General features: G+C 61.2%; 16 protein-coding genes. 4 read left to right on the top strand and 12 right to left on the bottom strand.

From position 1 onward, the window contains the following. Positions 1 to 825 precede the first annotated feature (825 nt). The 11 genes from HFK74_RS25600 to iolC all read right to left on the bottom strand — a co-directional run bounded on the left by HFK74_RS25600 (position 826) and on the right by iolC (position 15,112). The gene (locus tag HFK74_RS25600) at positions 826 to 1,848 is read right to left on the bottom strand and encodes an ABC transporter permease (RefSeq protein ID WP_008063531.1); all 1,023 of its coding nucleotides are present in this window, start codon (positions 1,846 to 1,848) and stop codon (positions 826 to 828) included. Between the two features lie 56 nt (positions 1,849 to 1,904). After that, positions 1,905 to 3,470 carry a sugar ABC transporter ATP-binding protein gene (locus tag HFK74_RS25605; protein ID WP_008063529.1) on the bottom strand — a complete coding sequence of 522 codons (1,566 nt, stop codon included), beginning with the start codon at positions 3,468 to 3,470 and terminating at the stop codon, positions 1,905 to 1,907. A 69-nt stretch (positions 3,471 to 3,539) separates the two neighbouring features. After that, complete coding sequence (locus HFK74_RS25610; protein WP_180205903.1) at positions 3,540 to 4,466, bottom strand: sugar ABC transporter substrate-binding protein; 927 nt, start codon at positions 4,464 to 4,466, stop codon at positions 3,540 to 3,542. 159 nt (positions 4,467 to 4,625) lie between these two features. Then, the gene (locus HFK74_RS25615; protein ID WP_180205904.1) at positions 4,626 to 5,675 is read right to left on the bottom strand and encodes a Gfo/Idh/MocA family oxidoreductase; all 1,050 of its coding nucleotides are present in this window, start codon (positions 5,673 to 5,675) and stop codon (positions 4,626 to 4,628) included. Between the two features lie 108 nt (positions 5,676 to 5,783). Further along, a complete protein-coding gene (locus HFK74_RS25620; RefSeq protein ID WP_180205905.1) occupies positions 5,784 to 6,809 on the bottom strand; it encodes a Gfo/Idh/MocA family protein in 1,026 nt (341 codons plus the stop codon). A gap of 42 nt (positions 6,810 to 6,851) precedes the next feature. Beyond that, the gene (gene iolD, locus HFK74_RS25625) at positions 6,852 to 8,783 is read right to left on the bottom strand and encodes a 3D-(3,5/4)-trihydroxycyclohexane-1,2-dione acylhydrolase (decyclizing) (protein WP_180205906.1); all 1,932 of its coding nucleotides are present in this window, start codon (positions 8,781 to 8,783) and stop codon (positions 6,852 to 6,854) included. A 151-nt stretch (positions 8,784 to 8,934) separates the two neighbouring features. Beyond that, positions 8,935 to 9,756 carry a TIM barrel protein gene (locus HFK74_RS25630; protein WP_180205907.1) on the bottom strand — a complete coding sequence of 274 codons (822 nt, stop codon included), beginning with the start codon at positions 9,754 to 9,756 and terminating at the stop codon, positions 8,935 to 8,937. A gap of 26 nt (positions 9,757 to 9,782) precedes the next feature. Next, a complete protein-coding gene (locus HFK74_RS25635; protein WP_180205908.1) occupies positions 9,783 to 11,285 on the bottom strand; it encodes a CoA-acylating methylmalonate-semialdehyde dehydrogenase in 1,503 nt (500 codons plus the stop codon). Positions 11,286 to 11,315: 30 nt separating this feature from the next. Next, the gene (gene iolB, locus HFK74_RS25640; RefSeq protein WP_180205909.1) at positions 11,316 to 12,125 is read right to left on the bottom strand and encodes a 5-deoxy-glucuronate isomerase; all 810 of its coding nucleotides are present in this window, start codon (positions 12,123 to 12,125) and stop codon (positions 11,316 to 11,318) included. Next, a complete protein-coding gene (gene iolE / locus HFK74_RS25645; protein WP_180205910.1) occupies positions 12,122 to 13,015 on the bottom strand; it encodes a myo-inosose-2 dehydratase in 894 nt (297 codons plus the stop codon). The genes iolB and iolE overlap by 4 nt, the downstream gene beginning before the upstream one ends. Positions 13,016 to 13,174: 159 nt before the next feature. Then, positions 13,175 to 15,112 (bottom strand): 5-dehydro-2-deoxygluconokinase, encoded by a 1,938-nt coding sequence (iolC, locus tag HFK74_RS25650; protein WP_180205911.1) that lies wholly within the window; start codon positions 15,110 to 15,112, stop codon positions 13,175 to 13,177. Between the two features lie 311 nt (positions 15,113 to 15,423). Here iolC and HFK74_RS25655 point away from each other — a divergent pair, with 311 nt between their 5' ends. Together HFK74_RS25655 and HFK74_RS25660 are read left to right on the top strand one after the other, a co-directional pair. Continuing rightward, on the top strand, positions 15,424 to 16,344 hold the full coding sequence (locus tag HFK74_RS25655) for a MurR/RpiR family transcriptional regulator (RefSeq protein WP_008065817.1): 921 nt from the start codon (positions 15,424 to 15,426) through the stop codon (positions 16,342 to 16,344). 90 nt (positions 16,345 to 16,434) lie between these two features. Next, positions 16,435 to 17,562, top strand: a complete 1,128-nt coding sequence (locus HFK74_RS25660; protein WP_180205912.1) for a Gfo/Idh/MocA family protein — start codon at positions 16,435 to 16,437, stop codon at positions 17,560 to 17,562. Here the strand turns inward: HFK74_RS25660 and HFK74_RS25665 are convergent. After that, entirely contained in the window at positions 17,546 to 18,571 is a 1,026-nt protein-coding gene (locus tag HFK74_RS25665; RefSeq protein WP_180205913.1) for a LacI family DNA-binding transcriptional regulator, read from the bottom strand. The two genes, HFK74_RS25660 and HFK74_RS25665, sit on opposite strands and share 17 nt — an antisense overlap. Positions 18,572 to 18,690: 119 nt before the next feature. Here HFK74_RS25665 and HFK74_RS25670 point away from each other — a divergent pair, with 119 nt between their 5' ends. Both HFK74_RS25670 and HFK74_RS25675 read left to right on the top strand, forming a co-directional pair. Further along, a complete protein-coding gene (locus HFK74_RS25670; RefSeq protein WP_180205914.1) occupies positions 18,691 to 19,539 on the top strand; it encodes an SDR family oxidoreductase in 849 nt (282 codons plus the stop codon). Beyond that, positions 19,536 to 20,690: a phytanoyl-CoA dioxygenase family protein gene (locus HFK74_RS25675; RefSeq protein WP_180205915.1), complete on the top strand. Its 1,155-nt coding sequence runs from the start codon at positions 19,536 to 19,538 to the stop codon at positions 20,688 to 20,690. Before HFK74_RS25670 ends, HFK74_RS25675 begins: the two co-directional genes overlap by 4 nt. Positions 20,691 to 20,735: the final 45 nt, after the last annotated feature.

Consider the following 20,735-nt stretch of genomic DNA (forward strand, 5'->3'; position numbering starts at 1 on the left):
CCCACTGCGCAATGCCTGCGTTCGGCCATCGTGGTTAACGGGGCACCCAGATCAAAAACAAAAGCGAGGCGGCCTTAACGCCGACCTGACTTTTCCGGTTACCCCCAACCTGATCGTTCCCACGCTCTGCGTGGGAATGCATCCTGTGACGCTCCGCGTCACCGTTGCGCAAGGCTCATGTCATGCGTCGACAGCGGAACGCGGAGCGTCCCTGGCGGCATTCCCACGCAGAGCGTGGGAACGATCACAATGCGTACGGCTCCCGATCAGGTCGGCTTTAAGGCCGCCTCGCTTTCGCGTTTGATCTTGATCTGGCTTTTGATTTTCTTGCCCCATCGAGAGGCTTCGTTCCGGTTCTGCGCAGTGGGTAAACCGGCAGGATGCCGGTTTAGCCGCGCTGGGCCATGGATGGCCCAGCGCGGCGACCCACGGAGCAGGACCGGAGCGAGGGCATGCCGAGCATTAGCGAGGCACCGAACGCCAGGGGCAAGAGCCCTTGGTTACTTGGGGCTCTTCCAAGTGACTCGCTGTAAGAGCGAAACCCTAGGTGGCCGTTACCGCAGGAATGGATATGTACGCCGGAAAGACAATTATCGTCTGCCAGGACGCCTTCGCCGGCAAGCCGGGCTCCTACAGTAGGAGCGAAACCATAAGTGGCCGAGACCGCAGCAACGGATATACACCCAATCCAAATACGCACCTGCAGCCCGCTCCGGGATGCACCAGTTGATTGCCTGGAATCGATAAGAAGCAGATTTTGCTTTGCAGGAGGGAGGTATGGCGAAGCGAGGGCCAGAACAGGCCCTCGCTGTATTGCAGTCAAATTCAGCGCTTGAGTTTGCGCTTGTTGCGGTATTGGTCGATGACCACCGCGACTACGATGATCAAGCCTTTGATGATGTCCTGGATATAGGCATCGACCCCAACGAACGTAAACCCGCTGGCCATCACCCCAAGGATCAGCGCACCGATGACCGTGCCGGTGATGCGCCCTACCCCGCCCGCCAGGCTGGTGCCGCCGATGACCGCGGCGGCAATCGCATCCAGCTCATAGGACATGCCCATACCGGCCTGGCCGGTGGCGGCACGGGCCGAAGCCACCACGCCTGCCAGTCCCGCCAGCAACCCGGCGATACTGTAGACGATGACCAGGTGGCGCTTGACGTTGATCCCGGAGGTACGCGCCGCCTGCATGTTGCCGCCAATGGCGTAGGTGTATTTACCGTACTTGGTGTAGCGCAACGCGATATGGAAGATCACCGCCACCACCAGGAAAATGATCACCGGCATCGCGCCGTGACCGATGGCCGTGTAGGAGTCCGAGAGCATGCTCACCGGCTGGCCTTCGGTGTAGTAACGCGCCAGGCCACGGGCCGAGACCATCATGCCCAGGGTGGCAATGAACGGAGGGATCCCGGTAATCGCAATGATGCTGCCGTTGATTGCTCCTGCCAGCAGCCCGACGCCGAGCCCGACGATGACGGGGATCCACACCGGCAAGTCAGTCAGCGACGGGAAGACCGCCCGGGCGAAGTCCGAGGTCTGTGCCAGGCTGGCGGCGATCATTGCCGACAACGCCAACACCGAGCCGGACGACAGGTCGATGCCGGTCGTAATGATCACCTGGGTCACGCCAATCGCCAGCAGGCCGATGATCGACACTTGCAGGATCATCAATACCAGCCGCTGGGAGTTCATCAGGAAACTCTGGTCGCGCACGATCCAGCCGAACACCTCGAACACCAGGCCGATGCCGATCAGCACCAGGAAAATACTCAGTTCCGTCGGAAAGCGCCGGCGACTCTTGACCGGTACCGTTGCTGGCTTGTTTTCCAGTATCGCATTCATAACCACTCACCCTTCTATCGCGTCGTCGACGCTGGCCGCGCCAGCGCCGGCATCCATTAGTGAACCGCGGACATGCCCGAGGCCAGTTGCATCACTCGTTCCTGGGTCGCTTCGCTGCGGTCGAGGGTGCCCATCAGGTCGCCCTCGTGCATGACCATGACCCGATCGCTCATGCCGAGCACTTCCGGCAGCTCCGAGGAAATCATGATCACCGCCATGCCTTCGCTGGCGAGGTAGGAGATAAGCCGGTAGATCTCGGCCTTGGCACCGACATCGATGCCGCGGGTCGGCTCGTCGAGAATCAGGATTCGTGGGTTGGTCATCAGCCAGCGCGCCAGCAAGGCCTTTTGCTGGTTACCGCCGGACAGCGTGTCGATGCATTGCTCGAGCGACGGGGTTTTCACCCGCAGCTTCTTGCACATGTCTTCGCACAGGGCGCGCAGGGCTTTTTGCTGGATGAAACCGTGGCCGGCGTAATGTGGCAGCACTGCCATCTCCATGTTCTCCAGCACCGACAGGCACGGGAACAAGCCGCTGAGCTTGCGATCCTCGGTCAACAAGGCGAAGCCCTTCTCGATGGCCATGTGCGGATCGGTAATGCGCACCACTTCTCCGTCGAGACGAATCTCGCCACCGTCGCTCGGGGTGATGCCAAAGATCGCCTCGGCGACGTTGGTCCGCCCCGAGCCCATCAACCCGGCAATGCCGAGGATCTCGCCGGCGTGCAGATCGAAGGACACGTCCTTGAAAATGCCGTCGAGCTTGAGATCGCGCACTGACAGCAACAGATCGCCGATCGGCGTCTCGCGCAGCGGGAACAACTGGTTCAGTTCACGCCCGACCATCATCGAAATCAGGCTGTCGCCGTCCATGCTGTCGGCGCGTTGCAGGCCGATGTAGGCGCCGTCGCGGAACACTGCCACTTCGTCGGCGATGCTGAACACTTCATTCATTTTGTGGGTGATGTAGATGATGCCTTTGCCCTGGCTCTTGAGGTCGGCAATGATCGAAAACAGGTGGGCGACCTCCTTGTCGGTGATGGCCGAGGTGGGTTCGTCCATGATCAGGATGTCGGAATCGTAGGACACCGCCTTGGCGATCTCGACCATCTGCCGTTCGGCGATGCTCAGGTTGCCGACCAGTTCCTCTGGATCAAGGTTGATGCGCAGGCGCTCCAACAGCTTCGCCGTGCAGCGGTGCATTTCCCGGTGGTCGATCATGTGGAAACCGTTGAGCTGCTCACGACCAATCCAGATGTTCTCGGCGATGCTCATGTGCGGCATCAGGTTGAGTTCCTGGTGGATCATCGCAATCCCGGCCTGCAGCGCCGCCAGGGGCGTTTCGAAGACCACCGGCTTGCCCCGCAGGCGCAGTTCGCCGGCGTCGGGCTGGTAGATGCCGGCGATGATTTTCATCAAGGTGGATTTGCCCGCGCCGTTCTCGCCCATCAGGGCCAACACGGAACCAGGGCGTACCCGCAGTTGTACGTCGGACAAGGCCACCACACCGGGGAAACCCTTGCTGACGTTGACGATCTCCAACAGGTACGGCTCATCGACAGGTGTTGCGGTTGGCTGCACACCCATCAACGGGGTGCTCGAAGCAGTCGCTGAAGCGAACATGATCAGGTACTCCATCAGCAAGGTCGCGGTGCCACCTTGCGTGTTTATTGTTGTTATTGAACGGACGGACTATTTGAACTGGTCAACGTTTTGCAGCGTGATCAAGCGATACGGCACCCATACGGCCGGCTCTACCGCTTCGTTCTTGGCCATTTTCACTGCCGTCTCGATCGAACCGTCTGCCTGACCCTTGGCGTCCTGGAACACCGACACCACCAGAGCCCCCTTCTTCACCGCGTTCAACCCGTCAGGCGTACCGTCGACACCGGCGATCAGGATGCTGCCCTTTTCCACGCCGGCCTGTTGCAGGGCCATTGCGGCACCAATGGCCATCTCGTCGTTGTTGGAGACGACCGCGTCAAACTTGCGGCCCTGGGTCAGCCAGTCGTTGACCAGGGTCATGCCCTTGTCCCGCGACCAGATGCCGGTTTGCTCTTGCTCGATCTTGATGTTCGGGTACTTGGCCAGCACCTCCTTGACGCCCTTGGTACGGTTGGTGGTGGAGTTGTTCGCCAGGTCACCCAGCAGGATCACGATGTCACCCTTGCCGCCCATTTTGTCGGCCAGGTATTGCATTTGCATTTGCCCGGCCTCCAGGTCGTTGGAGGCGACAGTGACCACGCCTTTGGGCAGGTTTAGGTCATCGGGACGACGGTTGACGTAGACCAGCGGGATGCCGGCCTTCACGGCAGCTTCAGTGATTTTTTTGGTCGCGGCCGTATCCACCGGATTGACCACGATGGCATCGACTTTCTGGCTGATGAAGCTTTCGACCTGGCTCAGTTGCTTGACCACGTCGCTGCGGGCGTCTTCGAACTGCAGCTTGACGCCATCGGGATAGGACTTGGCTTTCGTGTCCATGGACTCGCGCAGGTAGGTCAGCCAGGTGTCATCGAACTGCGACATGCTGACGCCGATCTTCATGTCAGCGAGTGCAGCGCCGCTGGCGAACATCAGGGACAAGGCGAGTGAGGCGAAACGGATCTTGGTCTTCATGAAAGGTCTTTCTCCACATTTTTGTTGGTTTTATGGATAAGGCGTGACGATTTCAGTAAGCGGACAAGCGGGAAAAGAGTTGGGGCCGGGTGCGAGGCAGTTCGCTGGAAATGACTTTATTGGAAAATATTTTCCACATCAACAGATTTTAGAATTTTATTATGATTTTGTTCGATGGCTCTCGAAGGGGCTTAGTTGCACCACCTGATGGCGCTCGGAACTCAGCCGCGCAGCGTCTAGCACGCGGGTGGTCGCCAGTGCATCACGGGCGTCCACCGGCAGTGGTCCACCGCTCTGCAACGCGCTTTGTAGCTGTAAATAGAACTGATTCCAGCAACCACGCTCGGAGGAAATTCTTTCGCGCACTTCGCCCTGCTCGAACCAGCCCCAGCGCCGGTGCTCCTCCACGCCCCAGCGTTCACCTTCGGATTTCGGTGTGAGCCCGGCAAGGGCCGACGCCTCCTGACCGTCCAGGCCGTCGACGCTGTAGCAGCCCTGGGTGCCGGTTACGCGAAAGCGCGGGCCGGGCGTGTTTTGCAGGCAACTACCGCCCAGATGCGAGATCACGCCATTGGCATGGGTCAGGGACATGAAGAAACCGTTGTCGAAAGCCTGGCCTTTTTCCAGATACTCCAGCTCGGCGTAAACCCGGGTGACAGGACCGAACAGCAACAGCGCCTGATCCACCAGATGGCTGCCCAGGTCGCGCAGCCAACCACCGCCGCTGCCGTTGTTCACCGACTGTGGTGAATAGCGCTCGATCCGTGATTCGAAACGGCTGACCTGGCCCAGCGCACCGGACTCGATGAGTTTGCGCACGGTGAGAAAGTCCGAGTCCCAGCGCCGGTTCTGGTAGACGCTCAATTGCACACCCTGACGCTCGGCCATGGTGATCAGGGTTTGCGCCTGTTGCGCGTCGGCGGCGAACGGCTTGTCGCTGACCACCGCCACATTGTGTTCAATGGCGTCGAGCACCAGCGCCGGACGCCCTTTGAGCGGCGTGGACACCACCAGTACATCGACCCCGACTTCGACCAGTTGGCCGATGCTGTCGAAGGCCGGCACACCGGGGTGTTCTGCCGCCAGCAACTGGCGCCGCTCCGTTGAACGGGTGACCACACCGACGAAGGTTGCACCCGGCAAGCTGCTGATCAGTGGGGCATGGAAAAACCGGCCGCCATGGCCGTATCCGACGAGTCCGATGCGCATCATTTATACCTGTGTTCGCATGATCGGTAGGAGCGTGGCTTGCCCGCGAAGCTTTTAGCGATCTTAAGGGCCCCTTCGCGGGCAAGCCTCGCTCCTACAAGGGGGGGGTTAGCCGTAGAAGTGCGGGCGGTCTGGCAGGCCGACTTTTACGATCTGGCCGCTATTTTGTGCTTCGATACAGGCATCCGCCGCCACCGCCGCCGCAAAACCATCCCACGCCGAAGGCCCGCCAACCTGCCCGGCGCGCACGCCATCGATGAACGCCTGCAACTCAACGTCATACGCGGCGATGAACCGATCCTTCCAGTCCATCAGAATCGCGTTGGACAGCTTCGCCCCGCTGCGCAATTGAACCTGGGACGGCTCCGGCAGTTTGGCGATGCCGGTCTCCCCGACCACTTCGCACTGGATGTCGTAGCCGTACTGGCAATTGACGAAGACTTCCACATCGATGCGCGTGCCCTTGGCGGTTTCCAGCAGCACGATCTGCGGGTCTTTCAAATGCGCGAGGGCCTTGCTGGTCTTGCGCGGGAACACCACCTGCACCGACACGTAGTCGTCGTCGAGCAACCAGCGCAACACGTCCAGCTCATGGATCAGGGTGTCGGTGATCGCCATGTCGGTCTTGTAGTTCTCGCCCACGGTCGGGTTACGGTGGGCGCAATGCAGCATCAACGGCTCACCGATCTGGCCACTGTCGATCACTGATTTGAGTGCCCGATACCCCTCGTCGTACGGACGCATGAAACCGACCTGTACCAGCCGCTTGCCGTGGGCCACTTCGGCTTCGACGATCTTGCGGCAACCTTGTGCAGTGACCGCCAGCGGTTTCTCGCAGAAGACCGGCTTACCGGCGGCGATCGCTGCCAGCACGAACTCCTCGTGACTCGGGCCCCAGGAGGTCACGAGGATCGCCTCGACTTCCGGTGCATTGATCAGCGCATGGCCGTCGGGATAAACCTCGGCGGTCAGCTTCAAATCGGCTACGACCTTGGCCGCTTGCTGCAAGTTGATGTCGGTGACCGCCACGACCTGGCTATTGAGCAGGGTCTGGCTGCAACGACGGATATGGTCCTGGCCGATGGCCCCGGTGCCGATAACGCCAATCCGCAGTGAATTAGAGAGCAATGACATGAACATTCTCCTGTGAAGACTTGTTGTTGGTTTCAGGGGCAATCAGTACTGACGGGCCTTGGCCAGTCGCTCGTTCAGGGTCTTGGCCACCGCATCGGTACGGGCGCTGGTGGAAACCTGCGCCACGCCGACCCGCCACCAGGACAGGTAGCCGTGAATCATGGTCTTGGGCAGGACCTTGATATCGATCAGCGTCGACACCGTCTGCAAGCGCGCATCCGCCAGTGCAGCCTGCAGCTCTTCAACGGTGGTCACTTTGTATGTCTTGCAGCCATAGGCCGCCGCGCTCATGGCGAAATCCACCGGTACAAAGCCGCCATCGAGCTTGCCGGTTTGCGGGTTGCGGAAGCGGAACTCGGTGCCGAAGCTGTCCATGCCGTTGCCCATCTGCAAGTTGTTGATGCAGCCGAAGGTCATGTTGTCGAGCAGCACCACGTTGATCTTGCGTCGCTCCTGAATCGAGGTCGCCAGCTCCGAGTGCAGCATCATGTAGGAGCCGTCGCCCACCAGCGCATAGACCTCACGATCCGGCTCGGCGAGTTTCACGCCCAACGCAGCGTTGACCTCGTAACCCATGCAGGAATAGCCGTACTCGACGTGGTAGGTGTTCACGCCCTTGCTGCGCCAACTGCGCTGCAAGTCGCCAGGCAGGCTCCCGGCTGCTGCGACGATCACGGCGTCGTCGGCCAGGGTTTCGTTGAGCACGCCGAGCACGCGGCTCTGGGTCAGGCACGAACCGGTCAGCTCGATGAATTCACGCAGGACGGCCGGGTCCAGGTGGTCGTTGATTTCCGGGACGAAATCCTTGGCCTCGTATTGCAGCTGATAAAGGCGATCGACTTCCTCATCCAGTTGCGCCTTGGCCTGGCGGGGTTGATCGCCCCAGCTCGAGCGATAATCCCCCAGTGCTTCGCCCAACGCCTGCAAACCGGTCCTGGCGTCCGCCAGCAATTGCACGCCGTCGAGTTTCAGCGCGTCGCAGGGGCTGATATTGAGGTTGATAAACTGCACCCCGGGGTGCGCAAACAAGGACTTCGACGCGGTGGTGAAGTCGCTGTAGCGGGTGCCGATGCCGATGATCAGGTCAGCGTCCCTGGCCAGCAGGTTCGCCGCCAGGCAACCTGTTTCACCGATGCCGCCCACATTCAGCGGATGGCTGGACACCACCGCGCTCTTGCCGGCCTGGGTTTCGGCGAACGGAATGTCGAAGCGCTCGGCGAAGGCCTGCAATGCGGCGTTGGCCCCCGAATACTTGACTCCGCCACCGCAGATGATCAGCGGTTTGCGCTTGCCTTTGAACAACGCCAGTGCATCGCCGAGCATGGCTTCGGTGGCTGGGCGACGCTCGATGCGGTGCACGCGTTTTTGCAGGAAATAATCGGGATAATCGTAAGCCTCGGCCTGCACGTCCTGCGGCAGGGCCAGGGTCACGGCGCCGGTTTCCGCAGGGTCGGTGAGCACACGCATGGCGTGGATCGCTGCCGTCATCAACTGTTCGGGACGGTTGATGCGGTCCCAGTATTTACTGACCGCCTTGAATGCATCGTTGGTGCTGATGCTCAGGTCATGGAACTGCTCGATCTGTTGCAGCACCGGGTCGGGCTGGCGGCAGGCATAGACATCACCAGGCAGCAGCAGCAATGGAATGCGGTTGGCTGTCGCGGTGGCGGCAGCGGTCAGCATGTTCGCAGCGCCCGGCCCCACGGATGAAGTGCAGGCGTAGATCTTGCGTCGCAGGTGCTGCTTGGCGAACCCGATGGCGGCATGGGCCATGCCTTGCTCATTGCGGCCCTGATGGACGATCAGGTCGCCACTGTCCTGCTCCAGGGCCTGCCCCAGGCCCAGCACGTTGCCGTGGCCGAAGATGGTGAAGATCCCGGCGACGAATTTGCTCTGGACCCCATCGACCTCGATGTACTGGTTATCGAGGAATTTCACCAGGGCCTGGGCCATGGTCAGTCTTGTTGTGGTCATATCTGATCCTTCAATACACGAAGAAAACCCTGTGGGAGCGAGCCTGCTCGCGAAGGCGGCGGCACAGTCAATATTGATGTCGCCTGACACAGCGCTTTCGTCGGAACGCCGCCCGGAGCCGGCTCGCTCCCACATTTGATCCCCGTTGGCCTCAGGCCAGGGATTTCTGCAGGTGATCCATGCTCGCGCCGATCGCCCGTTCGATATCCGCCAGCCCATGCACACTGTCGGCAAACGGTTCGAACGACAGGTAGCCGCTGTAGCCGGTACCGAGCAAGGTATCGATCTGCGCCGCATTGCCGAGGATGTCGCCCTCGCCCACCAGCACCCGATGGCCGTCACGAATGGTCGCCAGCGGCGCCTCGGCATCTTCGACCCCGGAGATGTGCACCAGCCCGGTCAGCTCAGGGAAAAATTCTTGTTCGCTGGCCAGATGATGGTGGAAGGTGTCATGCACCAGGCGGAACACATCCAGCCCGCCGATGGCCTTGATCGCATCCACCGCCGTGCGTTTGCGCCGCAGCGAGCACTCTTCGAAACCCAGCGGCTCGATGAAGCCAAGGATGCCGTGATCGCGCAGGATCGGCGCCAGTTCACTCAACGCCGTGCGCAGGCCGGACGCACGCTGCGCCTCGGTACGTGGATCAGCGCGCTCGTTCAGCGGGCACATGACCAAACCCTGCGCACCGCAATCGCGGGCATAGGCGGCAAGCTTCAGGGCCTGTGCACGGCGCTCGTCATTCCACACATCGAACGGATAAAGCGCGTTGATCGACAACACGGTGATGCCCTTGGCCGCGCACAACTCGCGCACATGCTCGGGCGCGGTGCCGTCTTCAATTTCAACGCCCTTGAGATCGTTGCGGATCTCGATGGCGTCGGCCTTGAGGGTCACCGCCAATTCGATGAACGCCGGCAGTGACAAACGGGGTGCGACCATACGGTTGAGGGCGAAACGCAGGGGTTTGCTCATTTTTTGTTGTTCTCCGTATACGTGAATTATTTGGCGGTCGGCATGCTGAATTCAGGGCCCTTGGCGATGCTGTCGGGCCAGCGCTGCATCACGCTTTTGTAGCGGCTGTAGAAACGAATACCTTCTTCGCCGTAGGCATGGTGGTCGCCGAACAGCGAGCGCTTCCAGCCGCCGAACGAGTGCCAGGCCATGGGCACCGGAATCGGCACGTTGATGCCGACCATGCCGACCTTGATGTTGCGGGCAAACGCGCGAGCGATGCCGCCGTCGCTGGTGAAGCAGGACACGCCGTTGCCAAATTCATGGGCGTTGATCAGTGCCACGGCGCTGGCGAAATCCGGCACCCGCACGATGCCCAGCACCGGGCCGAAAATCTCTTGCTGGTAGATGCTCATCTCGGTCGTGACCTTGTCGAACAGCGTCGCGCCGACGAAGAAGCCATTCTCGGCACCCGGCACCTTGAAGTGGCGACCGTCGACAATCAGCTGCGCGCCCTGGGCCACACCCTGGTCAATGAAACCTTCCACCTTGGCCTTGTGCTCGGCCGTCACCAAAGGCCCCATGTCGGTGTCGCCCTGCAGGCCGTTGCCGACCTTGAGCTGATCGATGCGCGGCAGCAGTTTGGCAATCAACCGGTCGCCGACATCGCCGACCGCCACGGCAATCGAGATCGCCATGCAGCGCTCACCGGCCGAGCCGTACGCCGCGCCGATCAAGGCATCCGCCGCTTGATCCAGATCCGCATCGGGCATGACGATCATGTGGTTCTTCGCCCCGCCCAGGGCCTGCACGCGCTTGCCGCGGGAGGTGGCTTGCTGGTGGATGTATTCGGCAATCGGCGTCGAACCGACAAAGGAAATCGCTTCGATGTCCGGGTGTTGCAGCAGCGCATCGACCGCCGCCTTGTCGCCCTGCACCACGTTGAACACGCCATCCGGCAGACCGGCTTCAGTCAGCAACCGCGCCATCAGCAAACTGGCGGACGGGTCGCGCTCGGACGGCTTGAGGATGAAGCAGTTACCGGTCACCAGCGCCAGCGGGATCATCCACAGCGGCACCATCACCGGGAAGTTGAACGGCGTGACCCCGGCGCAGACGCCCAGGGGCTGGCGCAGGTTCCAGTTGTCGATGCCGCCGCCGATGTTGTCGCTGAATTCGGTTTTCAACAGGTTCGGCGCACCGCAGGCGTACTCGACGATTTCGATGCCACGGGTGACTTCGCCCTTGGCGTCGGAAAACACCTTGCCGTGTTCGCGGCTGATGATTTCTGCCAGTTCGTCGTGATGGCGGTCGAGCAATTCCTTGAACTTGAACATCACCCGCGAACGACGCAGGGAAGATTGCTCCGACCAGGCCGGGAATGCCTTGAGGGCCGATGCCACTGCCTCGTCCACGGTCTTCTCGCTGGCCAGCCCGACCCGGGCCTGCACGCTGCCGGTGGCGGGGTTGAAAACATTGCTGAACCGCTCACTGCCAGTGTCTTGCACTTGACCGTCGATGTAGTGGCCTACAACCTGGACGTCGCTCATCGTTATTGTTCTCCCTGCAGATAGTGGAATTCAGAGATCCAGCAGCCAGCTGTGCTGCGGATCGTTATGGAACTGCCAGACGCGTTTCGGACCGGCCATCACGTTCAGGTAATACGACTCGTAGCCGTACGGCACACTGACCGGGTGATAACCCTTGGGCACGACCACCAGGTCGCTGTTTTCCACGGCCATGGCCTGGTCGATGCTGCGATCGTCGGTGTACACCCGCTGGAACACGAAGCCCTGGGGCGGGTTGATCTGGTGGTAATAGGTTTCTTCGAGAAAGCTCTGGTGCGGCAGGTCGTCGGTGTCGTGCTTGTGCGGTGGATAGCTCGAGGAGTGTCCGGACGGCGTGCGCACTTCAACCACAAGCAGTGAATGGGCGGGCTCGGTGTCCGGCAGGATGTCGCAGACGTAACGGGTGTTGGCACCCTTGCCGCGCACACTGCGTTTCATGGTTTCAGGTTTGATCAGGCGTGGACCGAAATCACGGGTGGTCGAACCGGGCGCGGCGCAAACGGCAATTTGCACATCACTCAACGCCACCACCTGGGCCTGACTGCCAGGCGGCAAGTACGCGGCGAAGGGGGATTTGTCTTCGAAAACCGACTGGCGATCCCCAAGGTTGTCCCAGTCGAACGCACCGTGCACCGGTGCTTCACCCTTGATGCTGGCCCGACCGCTGAGCAGCACCAGGCACAGTTCCTTGTCACCGGCCGAGACCGGCAGGCTTTCGCCCAGGCTCAAGCGGTAAGCGGCGAAGCCGACGTATTCCAGCTCACCTTTGCCCAGCTCGACCATGGTCCGGCCACGGGCATTGCTTTTGACCAGCAGGCTCATCGTGCAGTCCTCTCGTCGAGCAGCGCGCGCAAGGTGTCGTAGCCTTTTTTCGCGTAGACATAACTCGGCGCCACCGCCGGGTCCTGCTCGGCCTCGACCACCAGCCAGCCGTGGTAATCGGCCGCCAGCAGCACGTCCAGCAGTTCAGCGAAGTCGATGTCGCCATCCCCCGGCACGGTGAAGGTGCCGTTGATGATGCAGTCCGGGAAGCTCCACAGGTTGTTGCGCGCCAGCTGCACCACCGGTTTGCGCACGTCCTTGAAATGCACGTGGCAGATGCGATCGATGTGCTTGCGCAGCACCTGCAACGGTTCGCCCCCGCCCATGTAGCAATGACCCGAATCGAACAGCAGGCCGACCTCACTGCCGGTCAAGGCCATCAGCTTGTCGATGTCGGCCGGGGATTCGACGTAAGCCCCCATGTGATGGTGATAGGCCAGGCGCACGCCCCGGGACAGGGTGAAACGCGCAAGCTCGGTGAGCTTGTCGGCGTACTCCTGCCAGGCCTGTTCGGTGTGGAAACGCGGGCGTTCCACCAGTGGAATGCGTTGACCCTGGATCGAGTCGGCGACTTCTCCGTAAACCAGCACCTTGGCGCCGTTGCTGGCGAGCAGCTCGACATGGCTGCCGATGGCGTCGATTTCCTCGGCCACCGAGCGTCGGGCCAGACGACTGGAGTACCAGCCCGATATCAACGCCAGCTCATAGGGCCGCAACACATCGCCGACGCCTTTGGCGTCCTTGGGGAATTTGCCGTTGAGTTCAAAACCTTCGTAACCGATTTCCTTGCCTTCGCTCAGGGCGGTGCTCAATGGCGTCTCGCCACCAAGGGACGGCAGGTCGTCGTTGCTCCAGGAAATCGGGTTGATGCCAATTCGAATAGCGGGCATGGCTGCACCTTTTATTGTTTTACACAAATCACTAAGAACGACACAAAACCCTGTAGGAGCGAGCCTGCTCGCGATAGCGGTGTATCAGGCGACGTTAATGTTGACTGTCAGTCCGCTATCGCGAGCAGGCTCGCTCCTACAGGATCGCGCGGTGTTTCGTCAGGCGCGGGCAGTACGCCAGGCTTCGATCAGCTCGACGAATGTGCCCTGCACCTGCTGAATCAGCGCCTCATCGTCAATTTCCCCGGCCAACCACGCGCGACTCGGCTCCTGGAAAATCGTCCGCCCCACGGCGAACCCGCGGCAGGTCTGGCTCTGGCTGGCCTGTTGAAAGCCTTCGGCCAACGCCGATGCCGGGGCATTCAAGCCCAGCAGCACCACGCCTCGGCAATACGGATCGCGTTCCTGGATCAATTCGTCGAGTTGCTTCCACTCCTCGGCACTTTGCGCTTCGATCTTCCACCACGCCGGGTAGATGCCCAGGTTGTAAAGGCGCTTGAGAGCGCGATACAACACGTCCGGGTGGGTCGAGGGGTGATCCTTGGGCGGGATGATTTCCAGCAGCAGTTCATGACCGCTGACTTGCGATGCCTGGTACAAACCCTTGATCTGCGCTTCCTGCTCCAGGCGCAGCATGGGCTCGTCGTCCGGGTGGAATTGCACCAGGCACTTGATGATTTGCTCTTGTGGCCAGGCGATCAGGTTGCTGCCGATGGAGCGACCATGTTCGAAGGCCAATGGCCGCGAGCCCTGCACTTCTACCGGCCGCGCCACCCACCAGCCGCGACCCGTGGCGGCGTTCAGTGAGTCCTGGCCGAAACGTTGATCGGCCAGCAGCCCGACATCGGCCTCGATACCTTGCTTTTGCAAATCGGCTTCGACCCGTTCCACGGCCCGGATGAACAGTTGCTTGAGTTGGCTGATGGCGTTGAGGTCACGACCACCCGCCTGGGCCAGTTCCACCAGTTGCCAGCGATGGTCGAAGGCAAAGATGAACAGTTGCTTCCACTGTTTGCGCGCCACGCTGACCTGATGCAGGCGCTGCAACACCGCGTCCTGATCCGGCCGGGTAATCGGCACCGGGCTGTTGAACAGGTAATCGAGTTCGGCGCGGGTCGGCATCGCCGGGGCGCAGGCATGGCGCGAGACCACCAGGCCGCCACAGGCATTGGCCAACTGGCAGCAACGCTCATCGCTGGCGTCCTCCAGCCAGCCACTGAGGAAGCCCGACATGAAGGCGTCGCCTGCCCCCAGCACGTTGAGCACTTCCACACGCACACCGGGATAAATCGCACCGTCTTCGAGACGGGCCGGGATCTCGCCATGAATCACTGTGCAGCCTTGCGGGCCGAGCTTGACCACCAGGGTCGCGTCGCTCACTCGCCGCACATTGCGCAGCGCGGTGAGCAAGTCCTCGGAACCACCGGCAATCAGAAACTCTTCTTCGGTGCCGACGATGAGATCGAAACGCGGGAGGATTTCCTGCACATGCTGGCTGACGTTCTGGTCGGCGACGAAACGGGTTTCACCGTCCGCCTTGCCGGCAAGACCCCAGAGTACCGGGCGGTAGTCGATGTCCAGCACCCGTTTGACGTTGTGCTTGTGGGCATAGTCCAGGGCCTGGATGCTCGCCTTGTACACGCCATCGGTGGAGAAATGGGTGCCGGTGATCAGCAAGGCCTTGCTGGAAGCGATGAAGGCTTCACTGATGTCTTCGGCCCGCAGCGCCATGTCGGCGCAGTTTTCGCGGTAGAACACCAAGGGAAAGGTTTCGCGGTCCTTGAGACCCAGCAGCACCATCGCCGTCAGGCGTTCCGGGTCGACCTTGATGCCACTGACATCGCAGCCTTCACGGGTCAGGGATTCAACGAGGAAGCGCCCCATATGGTCGTCCCCCACCCGGCTCAGCATCGCCGACTTGAGCCCCAACCGCGCGGTGCCGAAGGCGATGTTGGCGGACGAGCCACCGAGGTACTTGGCAAAGCTGCTTACATCCTCCAGCCGCGCCCCGACTTGCTGCGCATAGAGGTCGACGCCTAGGCGCCCCAGGCAAATCAGATCCAATTGACGCCCACTGGCAAAACGAGTCTGGCCCATGCTGGCTCCTGTTATTTTTATCAGCCTGCGCTCGAAGCGATGACCGCGCCGAACACTCTTGGTGGAGGCAGACTAAAACGACCGGGACCGAACAATCAATAATTATTCCAAATATTTTTTACGTGGAATATTTTTTCCAATAAGCTTTAGTACAAGCGTTCCAGATGCAGTGCATCGTTTCAGCAGGCTTCACACTGCTGCAAGCTCAAGATTTTATCCGGGCCGACCCTGTAGACTGCGCTCAGCCCACCTATTGTCGGGGGACGAGGTGAAAGATCGTCCCTATAAGAACAAGCCAGAAGGATTTCCCAATGTCCCGCACCGATCAGCCGGATACGACCGAGAGCACGCCCGAGAGCGACCTCGTCACCCCCCCGATCAATGCCGAGCGCCTGCTGCAGCTCATCACCAATGAATACGAAAGCCTGCCGCGCCAGCTCAAACGCATCGCCAGCTACATGAGCCAGCAAAGCGACCGGATCATGGTCGACCGCATCAGCGACATCGCCAGCGAGTGCGAAGTGCATCCGTCGGCCATCGTGCGGTTTTCCCAGCGTTTCGGCTTCAGCGGCTTCAGCGAAATGCAGGCCCTGTTCCGTGAGGCCTACACCCACAAGACCACGCCGGTACAGAACTACCAGCAGCGCATTCGCAGCATGATCAGCAACAAGTCGCAGAAAGCCAGCGGCGGCGACCTGGCGCGCGAATGCATCAACGCCACCCTGTCGGGCATCGAACGGCTGGGGCTGGAGCTCGATGACCAGGCCTTCGACAAGGCCGTGGACCTGGTGGTGAATGCCGACAACATCTACGTGGTCGGCGTGCGCCGTTCGTTCGCGGTGGCCGATTACCTGGTGTACAACCTGCAACACACCAACAAGCGCATCCATCTGGTCTCGGGGCTCGGCGGCAGCTACCGCGAGCAGATGCGCAGTGTGCGCGCCAACGACCTAGTGATCGCCATCAGCTTCACGCCGTACGGCAAGGAAACCCAGCACTGCCTGCGCATCGCCCAGCATCACCAGGCGAAAACCCTGATCATCACCGACAGCAATCTCTCGCCCCTGGCCAAGCGCGCCAACACCGTATTGCTGGTCAACGAAGGCAGTTCGTTTGCGTTCCGTTCGTTGAGCGCGACCCTGTGCCTGTGCCAGGCGCTGTTTATCGCCGTGGCCTATCGACTGGAGTTGAAGGTCGATGAGATTCACGAACAGGTCGGCTTCGAAGACTGACCGCGTGTAAATATTTATTCCATAATTGATAAAAAGGAATTTTTATTCTATAAACAGGCTTCCTGAAAACAAAAACCAAAGGATCCTGTCATGCGCGAACTCGGAATCGGACTCATCGGCACGGGCTTCATGGGCCGTGCCCATGCCCTGGCCTTTCGCAACGTCAGCGCGGCATTCGAGCTGCCCTTCACGCTTCGCCTCGCCGCCCTGGCCGACGCCGATCCCGCTCGCGCCCAAGCCTGCGCCACCGCCTGGGGCTTTGAGCAGGCCTATGGCGACTGGCAGCAATTGATCGACGACCCCAAGGTCACCCTGATCGCCATCACCACCCCCAACCACCTGCACTACCCCATGGCCATGGCCGCCATTGCCGCTGGCAAGTCGGTGTACTGCGAAAAACCGCTGGCGGTGAGCCTTGAACAGGCCAACGCCATGCACCTGGCGGCCAAGGATGCCGGCGTGGTCACCCGTGTCGGCTACAACTACCAGCACAACCCGATCATCGGCCTGGCGCGGGAGTTGATTCACAGCGGCAAGCTCGGCGAAATCATCAGCTTCCAAGGCGAATTCAGCGAAGACTTCATGGCCGATCCAGCGTCCCCCTGGTCGTGGCGCTGCGAGGCCGAGCATGCCGGTGGCGCGCTGGCGGACCTGGGCAGTCACTTGCTGGGCATGGCGCGCTATCTGCTCGGCAATGTCGAAGCGGTATGCGCCGATACCCAGACCGTCCACCGCCAGCGCCCCGCCACTGCCGGTAGCCAGGAACAACGCAGCATTGCCGTCGACGATCAGGCCCATGCATTGCTGCGCTTCGCCAGCGGCGCGCGCGGCACCTTCAGCAGCAGTTGGCTCAAGCACGGCTACAAGAATCACCTGAGTTTCGAGATCAGTGGCACCCAAGGCACCCTGTCATTCGATCAGGAGCGTTTGAATGAGCTACGCCTGTGCCGCGCCGGCCAGGAGGGTTTCCAGCGTTTACTGGCCGGGCCGAACCTGCCCGGGTATGCCGCGTTCAGTCCAGCGCCGGGGCATCAGCTGGGCTACAACGAGTTGAAGACGCTGGAAGTGCATGAATTGATCATGGCCCTGGCCGGCCAAGGGCAAGCCGGCACCGATTTCGCGCAAGCCCTGGAAGTGGAGCGGCTGGCGACGGCGATTCGGTTGGCGGCGCGGGAACAGCGTTGGGTCAACGTCAGTGAGGTCAGTACGGCAGATTGAACGGTGTGACGATCTGCACCTGTGACGACGCAATCGGCCCGGCCTTCCACAGCCGATGAAATTGCAGGATATGCAGGAACACGTGGCGAGCATCGATCTGCAGGTTGTGATCGATGATCGCGGCGATTTTTTCCTCGGCCAGCAATTGGCGATTTTCCTCGTCCAGGTCGTGGCCGATGAACACCTCAAGTGGCCGATCCATTGCGGCGAACGCATCGACAATCGCCAGGTTGCCCCCGCCCACGCTGTAGACCGCCTTTAGCTCGGGGTGCTGTTTCAGCGCCTCGATCACGCGTTCAAAGGTGCGTTCGTAAACGCCGTAGCCACCGCTGATGTCCAGCACCCGTAAATGCGCGGCACGGTTGCGCAGCCACATGCGAAAGCCCATTTCCCGCTCTTCCTCACCGCGAAACAGCTCGCTACCGATGACCACGGCAACGTCCTGCGGGTGTGGTGCCAGCCATCGCGACAGCAGATAGGCGGCGGTCTGCCCGGCCGTGCGATTGTCCATGCCGACATAGCCGATGCGCTCGCTGTGCGGCAAGTCAGTGACCAGCGTGACCACCGGAATTCCGGCTGCGGCCAACTGCTTGATTGCCAGGTTCACCGCCGGCTCGTCGGCGGCCTTGAGCACCACGCCCTGGCTGCCGGTGCTTGCGCAGCGCAGCAACTGGTCGTGCATCGCCTGTGGCTCGATTTCTTCAAACAAGTGAAACCGCGGCGCGATGCGAAACGGCGCCAGGCTGCTTAATTGCGCGGTCATGGCTGCCTGCACCGCGGCACTGAAGCGTTGTGGCGTGTGCATGATCACATCGACGTGAAATGTTCGCCCGGCCGCCAAGCCATTTTTCTCCTGAGCCTCAAGTTCGCTCAGGGCCTGCTCAATGCGGCGCTGGGTCTGATAGTGCACGCTGCCGCGCTGGTGCAGCACGCGATCGACCGTCGCCTTGCTGACCCCCGCCTGGGTGGCGATCTGCTTCATGGAAAAGTGTTTGGCACGTTCGAGCATCGTATTAAGCCTGAGGTTTTCTTGAGGTCTTTTTGGGCATTACTGAGGTTTTGCCGATGCTAGTCTCTGTTTCGCCAGGCGTCGAGCCGGACAACAACAAGAATCCAGGAGAACCCCCCATGCCTCAAACCGACCTCACTACCTCGTTCAGTGGCCAGTACTTCGTCGTCACCGGCAGCACCCAAGGCCTGGGTGCAGCGGTGGCCCACACCCTGGCGCGCCGGGGCGCCGCCGGCCTGATCATTTGCGGGCGCCGCGCAGATCAGGGCCAGGCCCAGGTGCGCCAGTTGGCGGAGCTCGATTGCCAGGCATTTTTCGTCGAGGCCGACCTGGAGCGAGTCGAGGATTGCCGAGCGGTGATCGACGCCGCCCGCACGCGCTTCGGTACCCTCCACGGCTTGGTCAACTGCGCTGGCATGTCTGATCGCGGCAGCATCCTCGACACCGACCCTGAACTGTTCGATCGCCTGTTCGCGGTCAATGTTCGAGCACCGTTTTTCCTCATGCAGGAAGCGTTGAAACTGATGATCAGCCAAGGCGTGGAAGGTGCCATCGTCAACATCCAAAGCATCGTTAGCCATGGTGGGCCGGCCTATCTGAGCGCTTACTCGGCGTCCAAGGGCGCCTTGTCGATCCTGACCAAAAACGTGGCCTTCAGCGCCCTGCACAACCGCATTCGGGTCAACGGCCTGAACATCGGCTGGATGGACACGCCCCATGAAGACGAAATCCAGCGCCGCTACCATGGTGCCGAGGATGGCTGGCTGGCGACTGTCGAGCGCGCGCAGCCCTTTGGCCGCCTGCTCAAGCCCGAGGAAGTGGCGCAGAGCGTTGCGTTCCTGCTATCGCGCGAATCGGGCATGATGACCGGCACCGTCATCGACCTGGAACAAGGTGTGATCGGCTGCGGCGACGACACCGCCCCACGCCCCGCCAGCCCACTGAGCCTGACGGGTGAAGCGCTATGAACCAGCCGCTAACCGTGTTTGTGCGTGCCGATTCAGTGCAGTTGCAGGACTTCGCCAGACTCTGCGGGCAACACGCCAATCCCCAGGACTACCCCCACTGCAGTGAAGTGCAAGGCAACGTGCCGATCTATCAGGCGCAGGCTTTACGCGAAGGCGATCGCGGGCAGGTGCTGGATGAATTGCATCGACTATTTCGCGACGGTCCCGGGGTCATGGTCGTACGCCAGGGTTATGCCGACCTGAATGTGGTGGATCGCCACAGCCAGGTGTTCGACGCCATCTTCGCCAAGGAAGCCGCCCAGGGCCTCACCGCCGATCATTTCGCCAAGGCCGGCAGCAACGGGCGCATCTGGAATTCGTTGCAGAAGGCGGCGCTGCAATCGCCGTCGTCTTTTGTCGAGTACTACGCCAACCCGCTATTGGGGCTGGTTGCCGAAGCCTGGCTGGGCCCCGGCTTTCAGGTGACGGCCCAGGTCAACGTGGTGCACCCGGGAGGGCAGGCCCAACAGCCCCATCGTGACTACCACTTGGGCTTCCAGACCGAGGACGTCGTCGAGCGCTTCCCGTTGCCCCTGCATGCGCTGTCGCAGTACCTGACATTGCAAGGAGCCGTGGCCCACTCCGATATGCCGCTGGAAACCGGCCCGACCCTGCTGCTGCCATTTTCCCAGCAATACGCTCAGGGTTACCTGGCCTGGCGCCGCCCGGAATTCATCGACTACTTCCAACAGCACGCAGTACAGCTGCCGTTGAACAAGGGCGACCTGCTGTTTTTCAACCCGGCACTGTTTCACGCCGCCGGCACCAATCAAACGCCGGACCGCCAGCGCATGGCCAACCTGCTGCAAATTTCCTCGGCATTCGGCAAGCCGATGGAAAGCGTGGACCGCGAACGCATGATGCTGGCCCTCTACCCCTGCCTGTTGCAGCGGTTAGCGGATCAGGTATTGGACGCGCAAGAGCTGGACGCGGTGATTGCCTGCACCGCCGACGGCTACTCCTTTCCCACCAACCTGGACACCGACCCGCCCCTGCATGGCCTGGCCCCACAGACCGGTCAGCAACTGATGCGGCAGGCGCTGAGGGAACGCTGGACCTACGCAACCTTTGCCGATCGCGTAGCGCAGATGAGCGCCAAACGCCAGGCATGACTCCATTTCGAAACTGTTCAAGAACAACAACAAAACCGGACTGAA

The sequence above is a fragment of the Pseudomonas sp. SbOxS1 genome (assembly GCF_013416725.1).
Lineage (GTDB): Bacteria > Pseudomonadota > Gammaproteobacteria > Pseudomonadales > Pseudomonadaceae > Aquipseudomonas.